Raw genomic sequence first — 15,159 nt, forward strand, 5'->3', positions numbered from 1 at the left:
GACGGTCCTGACGATAAAATTATGTTTTCTGGCAAGGAGTTAAGAGTGGAGCTATGCTGAAGCATCGTGACCCCATAGCTGAAAGAAGGGCGACACGACGCTGTCCAGAACTTGGTTCCCAGAACGTGGTTTCCAGAACTCATAGTCTTATCGCCTAGGCGGGTCGTATTTTGCCGGGTTTTAGGTGCGTTGACGCCTCTTACCGGGCCTTCAGGCCCGCTTTCGAGCCCTCGCCTGCCTAAAACCCGGCAAAATACGATCAAGACCGTCAAGGAATATGAGTTCTCAACCTAGCGCGCGGCGGCCTCGGGGGATGAGTTTGCTGTGGTGGAAATTTCCCTGCGATTGTAAGGCATTAACGCCAGGATCCTCGCCAGGGCGCAGGTGTTGGACAGGCCGGCGAAAATCAACCCGGCGCCAACGAAACCGCTCAGGAGCGCGAACCAGGGCGAAACCAGCCACGCCAGGAGAAGGCCGATCACGACCATGCTGCCCGCCGTGATCTGGACCTGTCGTTGCAGACTTATAGGCGCTTTGCGGTTCAGTTCCGTTGTCAGGCCCGCTGACTTCCAGGCGGCCAGGCCACCCTTCAGCGCATAGACCTCCGGGTAACCGCAGCTCTGGATCTGTGAGCCGGCCTCGCGTGTGCGCTGCCCGCTGCTGCAATGGAAGACCGCGATCGTTGTCCCGGTCTCGTCCTGGCCGGGCTTCCAGCCCTCGAGTTTGGCACGCGGAATCAGCTGGGCACCGGAGATGTGCTCTCTATGAAACTCATCCGCTTCGCGAATGTCGAACAGCCGCGCTTTGCCCTGATCCAGCCAGCTTTTCGCTGTGACCGCGTCGACTTCCTGTAAAGCGCCTGACATTGATATCTCCTCCGGCCATGCAGCTGATGCTGACACCACGCTATCATAACATATTCGAAAATTAATATATGATGGATCGATCAGAATGCAAGGGTCTGTAGGACCCGGAAAGCGCATGCGCTTGTTGCCGGCGGATAGGACTTGGCTCACTGCGGGTAAAAGTCGCGGGACGTCGCCTTCCGGTCTTGGCACGACCTCAGGGGCCTCGCCTTGGAGGAGCCCCGGGCGGTTTATAACTTGGAAAACTCCAAGCTTGGCTGCGCCGAATCTAAAGCGAATTCGGTCATACCGGCGCAGACGCGTAATTGCCCCAAGGCTATGGCGGAATCGCAGCGAGACGACTGAAACCTGACAGATATGATGGTGAGCGCGGATCCCGAATCGAGATTGAGTGTTGTTCAATAGTCTCGTTGTTTATGTCTGGGAGAGACTGTTCCTGCTGTGTATTATTTGGGCGCAGGGCTGTATTGACTGGAGATCGGCAAGGGAGACTTGTATGGGGTTTGGTATTTCCGTAAATGTTTTCATGCTACTGGATGCAAAATTCAGAGTGCTCAGTGTTCCCGTTTTTTTCCGCAATCTGTAGCCGAGGCCTTCTGAGGCGAAGTCTGTTATTATGCCGCAACATAGCACGAGTTCGGTCTCTGTCGTTATCGCCACGCTTAATCGCTCTGCGCAAATTGCCAAGTGCATCGAGCGGTTTCGCGATCTTGCGCCTAAACCGGGCGCAGCCTGGGAACTGATTGTTATCGACAACGGCTCAAGTGACGACACCGCCGCACGCATCAGAGCGCTGCAGGCAGAGTGTGACTTTCCCTTGAGTTATATCTTCGAACCTACGCCCGGGGTATCAGCTGCCCGTAACGCAGGCATTCGCGCTGCGCGTCATGACATCCTTGCTTTTACGGACGATGACTGCCGTGTCGACCCGTCCTGGCTTCATTCGATTCAGCAGGTTTTTGCCGATGACCCGGCTGTGGCCATGGTCGGTGGGCGCGTCGATCTTTTTGATCCGGAAGACTACGAGATTTCGATCCGCCGTTTCGACGACCGTTACGAGATAAAGACCATAGACGACATGTTTACCCGCCTGATCGGCTGTAACATTGCGATATCGGCAGCTGCCCTCGCCGGGGCGGGCGCTTTCGATACTTCGATGGGGCCGGGGACACGCTTCAAGGCTGGCGAGGATCACGAGCTTTTCTATCGCGTTCTGAAGTGCGGAGGGAAGGTCATCTACGAACCCTCCGTGCGGGTCGAACATGCCCATGGGCGGCGCGCGCAAGACGAAGTGAGGGCTCTTAAGGCAAACTACGTCAAGGGCCGGGCTACGATCTTCGGAAAGCATATCCGGGCCGGCGATCGCAGGTTGATCAAGCGTGCATATTGGGAGCTCTGCGCCTATCTTTCGTCGCGCCAACGGCCCGATGGAGTCCGAACCACGCGGGAGCCCGAATCAGCCCGCATCTACCTGACCAGTCTTGTGCGGAGCTTCCTTTTCCTGCACTGAACCAGCTTCAGCCTCGGTCTCAGGTCTGGCCCCGGTCTGGCCCACGTCTGGCCCCGGCCGCACCAGACTCTCGCGTCAGTTCTGTTGAAAGGCGGCGCATTTTCGTTCGAATCTGGCCTTGCGCACGCGCTATTCGACCTTCCCCGGCCGCTGTTCTCTGCGCTTTTTCCGCCCTTTTCTCTGCAGTTTTCTCTGCGCTCTCGAAATAGGAACTGAAGCGCTGAGCCACCCTCACCCTGCAGACTGCAGATTCCTGCGCGGACTTTTGAACCCTTTGGCTGTTGAACCGACTTATGGAATGGACCAAATGCTGTTGCTGGCCGACCACATACAATTTCGCCTTTTCTCGTCATGTTTATAGTAGAAAATGCGTAATTACGCTTGTCAGATAACTGTAGAATTTATTTAATATTTAGAAAATTTTGCTACGCATCGATTATCGACGGCGAGGTATTGGTGTGGGCACGTCTGGGGAAACAGCGTTTTCTACTCGGCAGAACGCGATTGACCGTTCTGATTGGAGATTCCCTTGTTGACCGGCCGACCGGGGGAGCCTTCACGGCTCTGAGAGCCAATCCATCCTCGCCACGTTTTGTTATCTCCGCGCAACAGCGGGGCGATGCGGCTTTGGGTGTCTCGAATGGCTCGGCGATGTCAAGAGAACTGGAACCTGACTTCCATCGAAATCATGAGGCGACCAACCGTAGGGTGCCGCCGATGATCTCGGTTGTCATTGCCACGCGAAACCGCGCATCCCAGCTTGAAAAGTGCTTGCGCCGCTTCGAACAGCTTGATCTGTCTGGCGTTGCACAGTGGGAATTGATCCTTGTCGACAATGGCTCCAGCGACGACACCGCAAAGCTCGTCGAGGATCTGATTGCCAATACCGGGTTGCCTTTGCGGTACATTTTTGAGCCGGTTGGGGGTGTCTCCTCGGCCCGGAACGCCGGCATTCGTGCGGCGCGGTACGAAATTCTGACCTTTACCGATGATGACTGCATGATCGATAAAGGGTGGCTCCAGGCAATTGCTCACGTCTTTCAGGAGGATCCCGATCTCGCGCTCGTGGGCGGCCGGGTCGAGCTTTACGATCCCAAAGATCACGAGATCTCTGTCCGGCGATTTCAGGATCTCTGCAGTGTGCAAACACTTGATGATCTCTTCAGCCGCTTGATCGGCTGCAATTTTGCAGTTTCAGCCGCTGCAATCAGCCGGGTTGGTACCTTCGATGCCTCAATGGGAGCGGGCGGCCGCTTCCAGGCTGGCGAGGATCACGACTTTTTCTACCGGGTCCTTAAGAGCGGCGGCAAGGTCATCTACGACCCCCGAATACTGATCGAGCACGCGCATGGCCGCAGGGCGGAAGCCGATATCCAGGCCCTCAAATCCAATTACACCCAGGGGCGGGCCGCGCTATTCGCGAAACATATTAACGCCGGTGACCGAGACCTGATTAGACAGGTTTACTGGGAGCTTCATGCGCTCCTGCTGCCCCGAAAATGTGCCGATGGCTCTAAGGTTGCATCGAATTTTCGTTTCTTCTGCATTTACAGCTTTCACCTTTTACGGGGACTCGCGGTCCTGCGTTGAACAGGCCCCCGGGACTGCGCAGAGCGGCTCCGGGAGGTTCGCATCAAGCCTGATCGTGGGCTAACATTGGATATTAGAGTTATGACGAAAAAAAATAAGGTCGCCTTTATCGGCATTTGTTCCGGTGACAAGGATCTGATCAACAAATGGGTCGCATCGGGTGACCTGCCAAACATCAAGAACCTTCTTGAGACCGGACTGGTTGGCGAGACGACCGGTCTGCCCGGCGTTTACGTTGGCGCGCACTGGCCATCCTTTATCACCGGCTGCACCCCTGCGACAAACCGGGTGCATTCCTGGGAACAGCTTCGGCCGGGCAGCTATGAAAGCTATCGCTGCAAAGCCGGTGACCACATGCAAAAGCCGCAGTTCTGGGAGACCTTGAGCGCACAGGGTGTCCGCTCTTGTATTCTCGATATTCCCCATAGCCGGGTTTCGCCTGATATCAACGGTCTGCAGACCGTCGAGTGGGGCGCTCATGACGCAGCGTACGGTTTCCACGCGTCAAGTGACGCCTTGCGGCGGGAGATTGTCTCACGTTTCGGCCTGCATCCGGTCAGCGGCAACAGCGATGCGGACCGCCCGATCGGTGAACTGAACCGCTTTGCCGATGAGTTGGTGCGCGGTGCCGAGATGAAGGCAGAGCTGTCGGAGGACTTCGTGCAGCGCGAAGACTGGGATCTCTTTGCCCAGGTGTTCACCGAGGCTCATTGCGGCGGCCATCTGCTTTGGCATCTGCACGACTCCAAGCATCCCCGCCACGCTGAAGCGGTCGAGGCCGGCGTCGGCGACCGACTGAGAGATGTCTACGTCGCCATTGACGAGGGTATCGGGCGTATTCTCGAGCGTCTTGACGATGACACCACGATCATTTTTTTGGCCAACCACGGTATCGGGCCCAAGTACAACGCGGATTTTCTGCTGCCCGAGATTCTGATCGCACTGGGCGTCGCGGCGCCCGCCGACATACCGGTTGAGGTGCCCGGCGCGATCGATCATGTCGATGACCTCGTCACCAAAGCCTGGCAGAAGCTGCCTCAGGCCTTTCGGGATTCCGTGCAGCCTCTTAGAGACCGGGTCCGCGGTGCGATCCATACCGAAAAAACACCGCCTCCTAAAATCGTACCCTCCGAGGGCAAGTGTTTCTTTGTGCGCAACAATACGGCGCATGCAGGCATCCGCGTCAATCTTGTGGGCCGGGAACCCAACGGTCAGGTGCAGCCGGACGCCGAGTACGAGGCGTTCCTGGATGAATTGACCAGCGATCTCAAAGGCATCATCAATCTTGATACCGGCAAGGCCGTGGTGAACGAGGTTTACCGTTGCGACGAGATCTACGACGGCCCCGAACGCGATCATCTGCCTGATCTCTTTGTCGACTGGACCAACGATGCTCCCATCGAGAGGCTCTGTTCCAACAAGATCGGGCATGTGTCCGGGACGTACAGTTACTGCCGGACCGGCGAACACAGGCCTGATGGTCTCTTTGTTGCCAAGGGCCCCGGGATTTCGGCAAAGCGGCTTCCGCGGAAGGTGACCTGCATCGAATTCGCCCCCACGATTGCGGAGCTGCTGGGCGTGGAGCTGCCGGATGTCGATGGAAGGCCGATCCATGAACTCCTGCAGGCGGTAAAGCCGCTTGCGGAGCAGCGGCAAGGATGACACTAAGTCTCTTCCTCCAGGTGGCCGGGGGCTCACGTGTCCGCCGAGATTAAAAAACGTATCGCGGTCGGCGCAGGCTGGATGGTTTTCATGCGGTTCGGCGATCGGCTGATCGGCCTGATCAGCATGGCGGTTCTGGCGCGTCTTTTGCTGCCGGAGGATTTTGGCCTTGTGGCTTATGCCATCCTGCTGCTGGCAATCCTGGAGATTTTCGCCGAACTGGGGGTCGAGAATGCGCTGATCCACGATCAGGCCGCGCCGCGGGAGAGTTACGACACCGCCTGGACGATGAATATCTGCAAGGGCTTGGCGCTCTCGGCATTTCTCCTGATTGCGGCGTCTCCGGCGGCGATATTTTTCGATGCACCAGATGCAGAGCTCGTGATTTACGTCCTCGCGGCCCTGCCGGTGGTCAGGGGGCTGGAAAACATCGGGACCGTCGATTTTCGCAAGGATCTGGCGTTTCACAAGGACTTCGTCTTTAACTTTGCGACCCGCCTCAGCGGCGCCGCTGTGACGATCGTTCTGGCGTTTGTCCTGCGCGATCACTGGGCGCTGGTGATCGGAATGATCTTGCGGGCCACGCTCAGGGTGCTCCTGAGTTACCGTATGAGCGACTTCCGGCCCCGGCTGACCCTGTCGCGCTTCTCCACAATTTTCAATTTCTCCAAGTGGATCATGCTGCAGAATCTGCTGCATGGTTTTAATGAGCGGCTGCCGGCGCTGGTGATCGGCCGGATGACCGGGACGCAGGCCCTGGCGTTTTTCAACATCGGTTTTGAAATAGCCAATCTGGCCTCGACGGAACTGGCGGCGCCGATCCGCCGGGCGCTCTTCCCGGGCTTTGCCAAAATGAGCCAGGATCGGGCGCAGCTGGCGGACTCCTTCCGCTGGGCACTTGCCGTCATCGTGCTGGTGGGATTGCCTATTCCGGTGGGGATCGCCGCCACCGCGGATTACATTGTTCCCGTCTTGCTTGGCTGGAACTGGCTGGATACGGTCCCGATCATTCAGGTCCTCTGCCTGCAGGGTGCGATCGTGATTCTGGGAACCAATAGCCATTTGGTGTATTTGGCGCTCGGCAAACCTGTGATTACCGTCTGGTTGTCGGCCCTGCGCCTTGCGGTTCTGGTGCCCTGTTGCATCTACTGGGTTGCTGTTTACGGCGCGGTTGGAGCAGGGCTGGCGCTGGTCGTGTCTGCCGTCGTCACACGGTTTGTCGACTACGCGATTGTTCTGCCTATGCTCCGGATCCGCATCGCAGATTTTCTGGCTCAGATCTGGCGGCCTGTGGTTGGCGTTGCGGCCATGAGTATGAGCGTTCGACTGCTCCATGATTGGCTGGAGCAGTCGGCGCTACAACCTTATCTGCTGGTCAAACTGGCGGGCTGCGTGATTCTGGGCGCTGTGATCTATCTCGCGAGCATCCTCGGCTTGTGGATCATCACAGGCAGGCGCGATGGCGCCGAGTCCTATATCCTCGGCCTCGTGAGAGACTTTCTCACCTCGCGCCGGATGCTGCCGTCACGGGACGGGGCTTAGAGGCCCCGCTGACGACAGCGAAGCCCCGGCGCGTCACTCGAAGACCCGGTCTTTAGGCCGATGCCCCGGTCTCCAGGTCGAAGCCCTCATCCTGCCATCCGGTTATTCCGCCGATCATCTCCTTGACCGGCAGCCCTAAGCGCGCCAGGCGGACGGCGGCCCGGTTCGCACCGTTGCAATGGGGACCGGCGCAGTAGACGACAAAGAGGGATTCCGCAGGAAATTCCGCCATTCGTTCCGCGTCCATGGCGGCATGGGGTAGGTTTTGCGCCCCCGGGATATGGCCGCGGGCGAAGGCATTGGGGCCGCGCACGTCCAGCAGGAAAAAATCCGCCGCATTCTCCGCCATGCTCTGATGGACGTCGGCGCAGTCGGTCTCGACGCGCAGGCGCCGTTCAAAGTGGGCGATGGCTTCTTCGGGCGCGGCCGCGGGGGCGTCTGTAACCGGGTTTTTCATGCATTTTTCCTCAAAGCTAGAGACTCAATGCCCCTAGATCGCAGTTTTAAGGCGAAATCCGCAATTGGCTGAAAAGACAATATACGTTAAAAACAAGCCATGTCCGGCTCAAACCCACTTTCCGTCGCCGTTCTGGCCTACGACCGTCTCTGCGCTTTCGAGTTCGGAATCGCGACCGAGCTGTTCGGTTTGCCGCGACCTGAATTCGAACAATGGTACGACTTTTCCATCTGCGGACTGGAAACGGGGCTCTTGTCCTCGCTTGGAGGTCTCAAGATCCTGCCTGACCGGGGGTTGGAGGGGCTGCGGAAGGCGGACCGCATAATCATACCCGGCTGGCGGGATCTGAACGAACGTCCACCGGAGGGACTGCTCTACGACCTGCGGGTCGCGCATGCGCGTGGCGCGGAGCTGCTTTCCTTCTGCTCCGGGGCCTTTGTTCTGGCGGCAACGGGACTGTTAAACGGGCGGCGTGCGACGACACATTGGCGGTATGGCGAGCGCTTTAAAAAACTCTTTCCCAAGGTCAGTTTTGTACCAGACGTGCTTTACATCGATGAAGGTGGTCTCGCGACGGCAGCGGGCAGCGCCTCGGCCATCGATCTTAGCCTGCATGTCATCCGGCGCGATTTTGGTTCGGGCATAGCGAATGCGGTCGCGCGCCGGCTGGTTGTCCAGCCGCATCGCGAGGGTGGGCAGGCGCAGTTTATCGAGCAGCCCCTGCGCACCGAAGAAAACAAGCTTTCTTCGGTGCTCGATTGGGCGCGCGAGCATCTGCAGAGAGATATCGGGGTCGATGAAATGGCCGATTTGGCAGCGATGAGCCGACGCACCTTCGACCGTCAGTTCCGGCAAAGCACCGGCGTCAGCCCCAAGCAATGGCTGATCAATCAGCGGGTGGCCGCCGGTAAGGAGCTTCTCGAGACCACAAGCCACTCGGTCGAGGAGATCGCAACCCGGGTCGGCTTCGGCACCGCGATGACTCTGCGGCACCATTTCCGCGGTCAGGTCGGGGTTTCACCGACCCGATACCGCCAGAGCTTTAGCCGGTCGCTGCCGGTCTGATTTTCTGGTCTGACCCGGAAACTCAATCGCGCAGTTTGACGCCGCCCACATCGCCGACGAAATCACAGAGTGTCGGCACATAGTCCTCGCCTCGCCCGTCGGCTTTGGCCATGGAAAGCAGGTGATAGGTGGCAGGCGCGATAAAAGAGGGCATGTCGGCGGCTTCGGCCATGCGCATGTAGTAGCCGACGTCCTTTCGGGCATTCGCGACCGAGAATTGCAGGTTTGAGGCATCGCCTTTCATGGCATTTGTCATGCAGAAATCGAACATGCCGCTTTTGAGGGGGCCGGCGGCCATCACCTTGTAGAGATTTTCCAGATCGACACCGGTCTTGACCGCCATTGCGGCGGCTTCCGAGATCGCCGAGGCCGTGGTCATGGCAAAAAAATTGTTGATCAGTTTCAGCTTGTGCCCGCTGCCCAGGGGGCCGACATGGAAGATGTTCTCGGCCATGTCTTCGAGAACCGGCCAGACCTTCTGCACCTCATCCTCACCGCCGCCGACCATCATGTTGAGCAGGCCCTGTTCCGCATGCAGGGGCGTGCGGCCCAATGGAGCATCGATCAGCTTTGCACCCTTTGCTTCCAGGGCCGCGCCCATACGCGCGGTCGAAGTCGGATCCGATGTACCACAGTCCACCACCAGCGTGCCCGGCTGGATTCCGCTGAGCAGGCCGGCCTCGCCGGTGATCACCGCTTCCACGGCATCCGAAGTCGTCACGCAGATGAAGATGACGTCTGCTTCCAGTGCCAGCGCGCCGGCGTTGGCCGCTTCCTGAGCGCCTTTGCCGACGAGTTCATCAATGGGTGCGCGGTTGCGGTGCGCCATGACCGTGAGCGGATAGCCTTTGTTGATCAGGTTGAGGCACATGGCCCGCCCGATCAGCCCGATCCCGACAAAACCAATGCGTTGCTTACTCATATCTTCCTATCCCTGGTGCTGTTCGTTGTTGTGCCGGCAGTCGGGCGCAGTTTCACCATCTCTCCCGACTGAAGGAGATTTAGAGGCAAAGTCTAAACGACGGAGGCACGCCGCGCTATGTCTCTCCCAGCAGACTGCTTTGCGGAAAGACGCAGGTATGCTCTCTTTGCTGCACTCTTCCGGGAGCCTGTGCGGAGACAAAAAAAGCGCCCCGCTATGCGGGACGCTTTTTCTATTCCTGCCCGTTCAGACCCGATGGCGGGTTTGAACGGCGGTCAATAAACCGGTTTTACTCTACGCGGAGGTTCGCGGCGGACGCACGGCCCTGCCGGTCATTCTCCAGATCGAATTCGATCTTCTGACCTTCCTGCGGGTGGTCGATGCCGGAGCGCTCGACTGCGGAAATGTGGACAAAAACGTCCTTGCCGCCATCGTCAGGTTGGATGAAGCCGAAGCCCTTCTGGGCGTTAAACCACTTTACGGTACCAGTAGCCATTTATCGTTCCTAGTCTTCTGTGTGAATGTGATCCGACCTGGATCACGGGGTGGAAATCTCCACGTTCCCTATCTGGAAACGTGCCTCAAAAAAAGTGCCTATCATGCCGCGGTACGGACAGGACCACGCCTGGACCGCCGCCTGCGATTCCTCGGTTTTGCGGGATCGGCCGCCTGGCCGTTCTGCTTCGCAGCCGCTTTCTGGGCGCCCTGGGCGGCCACCGGCTGTTTCGATCGCTCCTGCTTCTTACCTGCAGGTTGCTTTTGTTGCGGGCGCCCTGGTTTGCGGCCCCGGTTGCGCTGGCGTTTGGGTCCGTTGCCCCGGCGTTCGTCCCGGTTGTCGCGGTCCGCTTCAGGACTTGCGGCCTGGGCAAAACCTTCAGGGGTCCCGGCAACGCTCAACCGCTTCTTGGTCAGACGTTCGATGTCGCGCAGGTAGCTGCGCTCTTTCGAATCGCAGAAGGAGACGGCGATCCCCGTCGTGCCGGCGCGCGCGGTCCGGCCAATCCGATGGACGTAACTTTCCGGCTCGTTCGGCAGTTCGAAATTGATGACGTGCGTGACGTTATCCACATCGATGCCCCGCGCGGCGATATCGGTCGCCACGAGAACCCGGACTGAGCCTTCCTTGAACTCGGAGAGCGCCTTTTGGCGGGCCGACTGCGACTTGTTGCCATGGATTGCACGGGCTGTGATGCCGGCCTTCTCAAGATGGCCGGCCACCCGGTTGGCGCCATGCTTGGTGCGGGTGAAAACGATCACGCGGGCAAAGTCTGTGTCGGCAAGCAGTGTTGCCAGCAGGCCGCGTTTCCGGCTGCCGTCGACAAAATAAACCTGCTGTTCGATCCGCTCGACCGTCGTGGCCGCCGGGGTAATCTCAACCCGTTGCGGGTCGTTCAGAAGGTCTGCGGCAAGATGTGCGACATCGTTCGGCATGGTGGCCGAGAAGAGCAGCGAATGGCGCTTTTTCGGCACAGCCGCGACGATCTTACGGACATCGCGGATGAAGCCCATGTCCAGCATGCGGTCGGCCTCGTCCAGGATCAGGATCTCGACTGCGTCCAGGCGCAGGTGCTTCTGCGACAGCAGGTCCAGAAGGCGGCCTGGGGTCGCAACCAGGATATCGAGCCCTTTTGACAAGGCCCGCACCTGCGGGTTCTGGCCAACTCCACCGAAGATTACGCTGTGGCGAAGCTTCAGGTGCGTGCCATAGGTCTCGATGCCTTCACCGATCTGGATCGCCAGTTCTCGTGTCGGTGCCAGGATGAGTGCCCTGGTGCCGCGCGCCGGCGCGCGCTGGTCCGATTCGGACAGTCGCTGCAGCAGGGGCAGGGCGAAGGCGGCGGTTTTACCGGTTCCGGTCTGAGCGATCCCGAGCAAATCCCTGCCTTTAAGCAGGAGCGGGATGGCCTGTTGCTGAATGGGAGTCGGATTGAGGTAGTTTTCCGCGTGCAACGCACGCTGAAGGGGCTCGACAATGCCGAGCTCGGCAAAAGTACTAGTGGTCAAGAAGTGTCTTTCTGCGCTTTATCACGGTAAATCGTCACTGTTCTTCGATCTACTGTGCGACGCTCTCATTGCGTCCCGTGCGCGACGGGGGACGAAAACAAAATAATTATACTGTCTCATGATACGACGCACTCGGTTATGTTTGGTGCGTATCGCGCTATCATAAGATGATGATGCAATGCACAAATGTGGTATCCCGCGTCAGAAGTCAAGCTTAATCTATTCGCAGGGGTTTTGAGAGCCGGCCCGGCCATGGGCCGGTCCCGGTCTCTCAAACCGCTTTATTTTCAGTGCTGTGCAGGCCCGATGCTGGTCATTTCGAGCCGAACGCAGTCTCCGATCAGGGGGTAACCCGCAAGGCTTGGACCGCTGGCCGACACGGGATGCCGCGCGGGCACATAGTCGATTTGCGAGCCGTCACCGGGCGCAGCGAAGTTCATCTTCAGCAGGCAGCCCTTGTCGTCGTACCAAAGATTGAGATCGACATCGCCTGAAATTTCGAAACTGCGCGCGGCTTCTTGTCCCCAGGGCATGGGGACATAGCTCTTGCTCGCTGCTGCTGCCACGTTGATCTGTGCGAGCTCGCCGGTTTGGGTGTTCAGGAGCGTCTCGGCTTTGGGCGTATCCGGGTGCCAGTAGCTGCTGGGGATAACGTCGGACGGCAGGACCGCGTTGCCGCTGTCAGATTCGACCACGAAGCCCTCGGCGCTGGCCCGGCCCTTGACCCAGTGCTCGGTGCCGTCGTCATCGGTCTTTGTCTTGATCGAGTAGAGCTGCCCGTCGCGCCAGATTTCCTGGTTTCGGTGCGTGTAGCGATAGACCGTGATGAAAGCGAACTTGACCTCAAGGTCGATGCTCACATCAACGACCAAGTCTTCGCCGCGCCGGGTAAAATCGATGCTGTGGTTCCCGATCGCATCACCTTCACGCAGGACGCTGAAGCCAAAGTCACTCTTCTTGTGGATGGCGCTGACCTGATCCAGATCACCCGCGGATGCCTGCTTGGCGAGCAGGCCCAGGAAGAGTGCGGCGAAGAGCGTGACCGTCAGAGCCTTTGAGGCCTGACCGGCAAACGATGTGCGGCTCGAAGTCCGTGCAGTCATGGGTCTTTCCTTCATCTGGTTTTAAAACCGGCCGCCGCCAACGGCTGTTTTTACATTGCGGAGGTGTTCACGCGGCTCAAACTCTGCCAGCGTCTCGATGTGATCTGAGCTCTCCCCTTCCAGACCGCTCTCCTGCGCCGGTTCTTTGGAGAAGAAGATCAGGGCTTCGCCGACTTTGATGCCGAACTTGGACACATAAGCGCGGTTGATCATGACCCGCTCGTCCTGAAGCCAGAGCCAATCGTCGAACTTGACGCGCAGGGTGCTGTCGCCGACCGGCAAATCAAAGTAGTAGGTCCAGTTGAGGGCGTTGCCTGAGACTTTGCCTTTGGCTGTGCCGACCACGCCTGCCGCGCTGCCCTCCCAGTCCTCGGGACCGGTTTTACGCAGGGTCCAGATGCGCTGTTCGGTTTCGCCGTCGTCATAGACGAAATCTTCTACGAGGGTCAGCGTTTCGCCGTCCCAGGTGCCTTCGATATCGACGGTAAAGCGCCGCCTCACATTGTCGAAGCGATCCTGGAAATGTCCCCAGGCCTTGAGTTGTCCAACGAAGTATTCTTCGAGTTTCAACGCGGGTTCCGCCTGTTTAAAGTCTTCCAATTTCAATCCACCACATGATGCGACCGACAGTGCGGTCAGTAGAAAAAGAACCCCCCGAATCATTTTCCCCGTCTCCTCATTGCCTTCGCCTTTGTCATGGCGTCAGCGTTGTTCCGCGGGCTGAAAGCCCTTTTCTATTCCGGTTACGGCTGTCACCGCGCCTATTTGGTTTTCGTTTTCTGGGTTCAGGCCTTCGCTCTGGCCGTTGCTCTCTCTCTGGGCCAGGCGTATCCGGATTGCGTCATGCACGGCGTGCGTGACCGGATAGTTCCGCATCAGAAGAACCGCTGAAATCTTGAGCGCGACCGGCAGGCCGCCGTACAGCAGGGACAGCACGAGCAGCCCGACCGCCGTGTTCTCTCCGGTTGCGGAGAAGCCCGCGAGGTCCAGGAGCGGGAAGGCCAGACCGATGGCAATGGCGAAGGTCAATTTCGACGCGGTGCCCCAGACCGCGAAAAAGATTCCGGCGCGCCGGTAGCCGGTTTTGTCTTCGTCCCAGTCGACGAGATCGGCCTGCAAGGCTGCCGGCAGCGCGAGATCCGCACCCGCCGCAATGCCGGTGATCACGACGATCACGAGGAAAGCGGTCGTGTCGCCGGTCCCCAGGAACGGAACCCAGACGAAAGCAAGACAGGCCGTGGTCATGGCGATGCGCCAAGCGCCGTGTTTGCTCCAGCGCTTCGAGGCCACGACCCAAACCGGAACCGACAGAGCGCAGACCCCGAAATAGACCACCAGCAGGAAGCCGGCCTGATCGGCGGCGCCCAGCACATGAGTTGCAAAGAGCAGGAAGAGCGTCGCGGGCAGGGCGTTCGCGATCCCGTTCAGCAGGTAGCTCACCATCAGCTTTCGAACCGGCGGGGCTTCTTTAAAGAGCGAAAAGCTGGCCAGGATCGACCCGGTTGGGAGCTTCGATTTTCCGTTGTCGGGCACGAACAGGCAGCAAACCGCAACCGCGAGGGCAAGGGTGACGACAATCATCACGCTATTACCCTGCAGGATCGCGCCGAGGTTTTCGGCCGCTTCTCCCGCCGGGGCGTCGTTAGCGGCCGTTGTGCCGGCGTCCATGCCCAGGACCAAGGGTAAGGTCAGGGCTGCGAGGCTTCCCAGAAGGCCGAAGAGAACGCGCGTGCCGCTGATCCGGCTGCGCTCATGGTAGTCCGGCGAGAGTTCCGCACCCCAGGCGTAGGTGGGTACGACCACGGCGGTTCCGGCGAGGTAGATGAGGATGGCCCAACCCAGCAGGTAAAAGGCGCTCGGGTTCTCGGGCGGCTGGAACAGCATCCAGACCGAGAGTGCAATCAGGGGGCTGCCGATGAGAACCCAGAGACGGCGCCGTCCCAGGCGTGCCGGGGTCTTTTCCGAGAGATACCCTACGATCGGATCGGTGATGGTGTCCCAGAGCCGCGCGATCAGCAGGACACCGCCGATCATCGTCAGGCTGAGGCCCGTGGCCTGGGCGTAATAGGTGGGCAGGAAGACCTGCAGGCTGAGGACGGTCGCCGCCAATGGAAAGGCCAAAAACCCGTAGCCGGCCATAATGCCGAGAGGCAGTTTCTCAAGAGTCGGAGATGACGAAGGGGTGACCGACGCTGCTGCGTCCGCCTGTCCTTCACTGCTCCGGTCTGTCTGTGCCATCTCTTTGCTTCTTTCCAGTGGGTCGCGTTACCCGATTGACTGAGTGGTTCTGCGGCCAGCTTTGCGAGCGGTTGCAATGGCTTGCCGTCTCTCTTGAACGGTCTCTATACGTCGGGGGGCGGGAATTGGATGTGTGAGGACAGGCGGAATCAGCGCGGGTGGTGATTCCCGGCACGGCAGGTGCACGACAGATGGCGAGA

General features: G+C 59.1%; 13 protein-coding genes. 5 read left to right on the top strand and 8 right to left on the bottom strand.

What is annotated here, in order from left to right; translation table 11 throughout:
* Positions 1-290: 290 nt before the first annotated feature.
* Positions 291-866 (bottom strand): rhodanese-like domain-containing protein, encoded by a 576-nt coding sequence (locus tag FKG95_RS23310; RefSeq protein WP_142898829.1) that lies wholly within the window; start codon positions 864-866, stop codon positions 291-293.
* A gap of 616 nt (positions 867-1,482) precedes the next feature.
* On the opposite strand from FKG95_RS23310, the gene FKG95_RS23315 reads away from it, so the two are divergent.
* The 4 genes from FKG95_RS23315 to FKG95_RS23330 all read left to right on the top strand — a co-directional run bounded on the left by FKG95_RS23315 (position 1,483) and on the right by FKG95_RS23330 (position 7,170).
* Entirely contained in the window at positions 1,483-2,376 is an 894-nt protein-coding gene (locus tag FKG95_RS23315; protein ID WP_142898830.1) for a glycosyltransferase family 2 protein, read from the top strand.
* 504 nt (positions 2,377-2,880) lie between these two features.
* Complete coding sequence (locus FKG95_RS23320) at positions 2,881-3,966, top strand: glycosyltransferase family 2 protein (protein ID WP_142898831.1); 1,086 nt, start codon at positions 2,881-2,883, stop codon at positions 3,964-3,966.
* Between the two features lie 81 nt (positions 3,967-4,047).
* Entirely contained in the window at positions 4,048-5,628 is a 1,581-nt protein-coding gene (locus FKG95_RS23325) for an alkaline phosphatase family protein (protein WP_142898832.1), read from the top strand.
* 36 nt (positions 5,629-5,664) lie between these two features.
* On the top strand, positions 5,665-7,170 hold the full coding sequence (locus FKG95_RS23330; protein WP_142898833.1) for a lipopolysaccharide biosynthesis protein: 1,506 nt from the start codon (positions 5,665-5,667) through the stop codon (positions 7,168-7,170).
* 52 nt (positions 7,171-7,222) lie between these two features.
* On the opposite strand, the gene FKG95_RS23335 is transcribed toward FKG95_RS23330, so the two are convergent.
* A complete protein-coding gene (locus FKG95_RS23335; RefSeq protein ID WP_142898834.1) occupies positions 7,223-7,627 on the bottom strand; it encodes a rhodanese-like domain-containing protein in 405 nt (134 codons plus the stop codon).
* Positions 7,628-7,726: 99 nt separating this feature from the next.
* Here FKG95_RS23335 and ftrA point away from each other — a divergent pair, with 99 nt between their 5' ends.
* Positions 7,727-8,692, top strand: a complete 966-nt coding sequence (gene ftrA / locus FKG95_RS23340; RefSeq protein ID WP_142898835.1) for a transcriptional regulator FtrA — start codon at positions 7,727-7,729, stop codon at positions 8,690-8,692.
* A 22-nt stretch (positions 8,693-8,714) separates the two neighbouring features.
* Here the strand turns inward: ftrA and FKG95_RS23345 are convergent, their stop codons facing one another.
* The 6 genes from FKG95_RS23345 to FKG95_RS23370 form a co-directional block, all read right to left on the bottom strand.
* The gene (locus FKG95_RS23345) at positions 8,715-9,614 is read right to left on the bottom strand and encodes an NAD(P)-dependent oxidoreductase (RefSeq protein ID WP_142898836.1); all 900 of its coding nucleotides are present in this window, start codon (positions 9,612-9,614) and stop codon (positions 8,715-8,717) included.
* 289 nt (positions 9,615-9,903) lie between these two features.
* A complete protein-coding gene (locus tag FKG95_RS23350; RefSeq protein ID WP_142898837.1) occupies positions 9,904-10,110 on the bottom strand; it encodes a cold-shock protein in 207 nt (68 codons plus the stop codon).
* A 101-nt stretch (positions 10,111-10,211) separates the two neighbouring features.
* Entirely contained in the window at positions 10,212-11,618 is a 1,407-nt protein-coding gene (locus FKG95_RS23355) for a DEAD/DEAH box helicase (RefSeq protein ID WP_142898838.1), read from the bottom strand.
* A gap of 287 nt (positions 11,619-11,905) precedes the next feature.
* The gene (locus tag FKG95_RS23360; protein WP_142898839.1) at positions 11,906-12,721 is read right to left on the bottom strand and encodes a DUF6134 family protein; all 816 of its coding nucleotides are present in this window, start codon (positions 12,719-12,721) and stop codon (positions 11,906-11,908) included.
* Between the two features lie 21 nt (positions 12,722-12,742).
* Positions 12,743-13,384, bottom strand: coding sequence for a DUF3833 domain-containing protein (locus tag FKG95_RS23365; protein WP_142898840.1), 642 nt, complete (start codon positions 13,382-13,384; stop codon positions 12,743-12,745).
* A gap of 39 nt (positions 13,385-13,423) precedes the next feature.
* Complete coding sequence (locus FKG95_RS23370) at positions 13,424-14,959, bottom strand: MFS transporter (protein ID WP_142898841.1); 1,536 nt, start codon at positions 14,957-14,959, stop codon at positions 13,424-13,426.
* Positions 14,960-15,159: the final 200 nt, after the last annotated feature.

This window comes from Denitrobaculum tricleocarpae, assembly GCF_007004665.1.
Taxonomy (GTDB): domain Bacteria; phylum Pseudomonadota; class Alphaproteobacteria; order Kiloniellales; family Kiloniellaceae; genus Denitrobaculum; species Denitrobaculum tricleocarpae.